The sequence below is a fragment of the Flavitalea antarctica genome (assembly GCF_054461535.1).
Genome location: NZ_JBTLQG010000079.1, coordinates 1 through 3,413, shown reverse-complemented (window position 1 = coordinate 3,413; position 3,413 = coordinate 1). Strand labels below are relative to the sequence as shown.

The window sequence follows — 3,413 nt, the reverse complement described above, 5'->3', positions numbered from 1 at the left end:
TTACAAAATCTTTGTTATGTAGTAACTTTAACACCATATCATTTCTAGGCATCCCCCTTTACATAGGATACCATGTTATAGGCCGTTCTTCGCCGACTACGTTTCGAGCTTCACTTCAATCGTTTGTTCAAAATATGAAGAGACTGGCCTTCCATTACATTCCGCGGGTTTCCACAAACCTGACTGAGTTAATAAATTAACGAAGGCTGTCTCAAAAGGTGTCCAATCACTCTTATTCTTCCCTTTAATCTCTATGAACTGCAAAAGACCTGTGCTGTCGATAATAAAAGTGGCAACCGCAGTGCTCTGCAGGCTCCCGCTATCGACTTCTTGTTTAGGATACCGGAAGTTCTTATTTAGGAATCTAGTCCACGCTTCTTTACCTCCAGGAAATTCCGCGAGTCGGGATGGCTGAACATAGACAGCAGCCGCAATTCTTTTGTCATTATGCTTCTTACATCCATGTGGTTGTTCCGCCCGACCTTGTCCGCAAAGGTGGTTAACCCATAGTAACAAGGAGATACCTATTAATAACCGCGCTTGTCTTATTATCGTACCGGTCATGGATTGATATGGAAACGTTAATGAATGGCCTATAACGTAAAGGTATTGGCGAAGGCGGGCAACAATTTGGTATTTAAATTACTTGCTGCTGGCTGCCCGCTTTTGCCAATACCATGTTGGCTGTAGTACGGTCAATACTTAACCGCTTTACCATGTATAAAGATGATCTTATCTATAGTATCGCTGTAGCGACCTCGTTCAGAAATTGGAACCTTTGACAGTAATTGTTGAAACCAAGATCGATATTTATCTAAAAGTGGCCTGTCAATTGTCTTAAATAAAGCTTTTTTTCTGCTTTTTTGCACCGCAACTTCGGAATAGGGTTCTAAAATAAAAATTTCAAAAGCCCTTAAAACATGTTGGTCAACAATAGGTTCCTCGTCGCTTGAAAGACTTGCACCGTATTGCTTAAAGATTAAAGAATATTCGGATCGGTCTTCTGACAAACCAACTACGCCGTCGATTATATGCTGTACTTTATTGATGTCTCCATTTTTCCAAAGCACTGCACCTAATAACTTTGACAAAGCATCCTGCGGGAACTTAAGAGGCTCCAGCTTATTACATTGATTAATTATCCCGGAATTTCGTAAAGTATTAATATCACTTGCACTCAGCCGAAAATCGAAAGGTGGATACTTAACATAAAAAGACTCAACCTGGCTTAATAGATTGGAAGTTTTGACGAATGTCATTAATCCGTCGAGACTGTTATGCGTCTCGAGCTCCTTGAATAAACTCTTGATTTGATTATATACGTCTAGGGGTTGCATCTATAGTATTACAGCCAACGTGGAGGTATTGGCGAAGGCGGGCAAAGCTTGCTGTTTTGTTTGACATGTAATTGGCCGCCCGCTTTTGCCAATACCATGTTGCGCGTAGTTTATATTTTCCGCGATATCCCAAATGTGAATGCCGATAATTCTCTTTTTGATATGTAACCATTGTAAGAATTAATCTGTGCAGTTAAAGCTTTCTCACAATTGAAAAGCTTTTGCATTAGAAATTCCGAATCTGAATGTTTTCGGAACTCTGGGTCATTCTCAAGGCCCACAAGTGTTCTGCCCAAAGCTACGTTTAAAGATGAGTTAAGTTCGTAAGCTCTTGTAATAAAGGCACTATCGACCGGGACGGCAATATCTAAATGTCTCAAAAGCTTCACAAATGCAAGATTGACCTGCTGCACGTTATTTCTATCAACTGTCTTTGAGTCGGAAACATACGAAATGTAACTGACAGCGATCATGGCCCGATTCTGCAATTGGATTTTTAAGCTATCCCATTTAGATTTTGTTAACGCGTCAAGACGTTGCGAAAATGCACTCAAACAAAGCGAGAGCGACAAGCATAATAATAGAAATTTATATTTCATAAGGTTGCTACTATACTATTCTTAATATTGGAGGCTTGCAAATTACGCGCAACGTAGAGGTATTGGCGAAGGCGGGCATAGCTTGATGTTTAATTCCTCATGGTGCCGACTGCCCGCTTTTGCCAATACCATGTTGTGCGCATAGCTGGTAAATTACAGCCAATATCATTTAGTTAGGCTGTTTCACCTTATCGTCGCATTTGCGTTACGACAGTGCCTGCTGAGCCTCAACACATTCATAAGTATATTTCCACTGCCACATATTTGCCTGGCTTCGATACCTGCGTATCTGTTTCCGCGGCTAAGTTGTAAAGCTCTGCACCCAATGCGATTCGTCCGCTAGGCTGCGACAATTATGCTGCAACGATTGCGTGGCGACAATTGTGTTGCGACGTTTGTGCTCGACGACTATGCTGCGTCGATTGTGTCGCCGGGATTATTCTGCGACATTACCACGATTATGTTGCCACAATTATCCTCGACTATGCTGCTAATATTGTGCTGCGACGAATATAAATCGACGAATAGTTGGCGAAGGTGTTCACCGACTCTGTTCCACAATTGTCCGGTATCCAAACGTAAGCTTGCGCACAACGTAAAGGTATTGGCGAAGGCGGGCATCACTTACTATTTTGTCCGACACGACACTGGCTGCCCGCTTTTGCCAATACCATGTTGGCTGACGTGCGGTAATCAGGGAGATGTTTGGCGTCCGGGGATGCCTTTATTCTTACTGGTTTTATACACGCAATCACCCGGCGAAATTAAGATTAGCTCGCTCCTGTCTATCTCAGTCAGAAAGGGCTCAACTAAAGATTTATCAACTATTGTCAAATGAAGGCTCCCATACTGGCAAGGTGAAAAGTACAGTGATTGACTTGTATCTAGGAAATGCATTTCTGGAACTAATGCGTTAACGCTGACTGAGTACAATACATGTTTGAACCAACTTGGAAATTCTTTTAATGATACTAGCACAGCGCCATTGAATCGAGGCCGAATTCCTGATTCTGTAAAAAAATCCATTGTGGATGTCACTTTGGGATCTGTATAGCGCCGCTGACGAAAGCGCCAAGGCGTATCTTGTGCACCCATAATCAGAAAGTTCTGAAGCTTCATCCTTTCAAAAATTACTATTATCTCCTTACAAATTTTATTAATGCTCCGAGTATATGTAGCGGCAGAGCTACTTACAATCATATATGATGCACCGTCAGGAAAGTGAAATTTTTCCTCGTCCAGCTGTGGGTCGTATACACTCCAAGGCATGCATGGATACTCCTGTAGTACCTCATTCCTGGTTATGATTTTAATCATGATGCAGTTATAGCATGTCAGCCAACGTGGAAGTATTGGCGAAGGCGGGCATCGTTAATATTCTGCTCGACATGTAACTGGCCGCCCGCTTTTGCCAATACCATGTTAGCGGTAGGCGGTTGCATTTAGGAAATTTCCATTAACCTTTGCAAGTTGCCTT

Annotated in this window: 2 protein-coding genes; both read right to left on the bottom strand. The window is 42.2% G+C overall.

Annotated features, from left to right (window positions below; translation table 11 throughout):
* Positions 1-695 precede the first annotated feature (695 nt).
* Complete coding sequence (locus ACX0G7_RS27235) at positions 696-1,259, bottom strand: hypothetical protein (RefSeq protein ID WP_458926706.1); 564 nt, start codon at positions 1,257-1,259, stop codon at positions 696-698.
* A 188-nt stretch (positions 1,260-1,447) separates the two neighbouring features.
* Entirely contained in the window at positions 1,448-1,936 is a 489-nt protein-coding gene (locus tag ACX0G7_RS27230; RefSeq protein WP_458926705.1) for a LemA family protein, read from the bottom strand.
* Positions 1,937-3,413 lie beyond the last annotated feature (1,477 nt).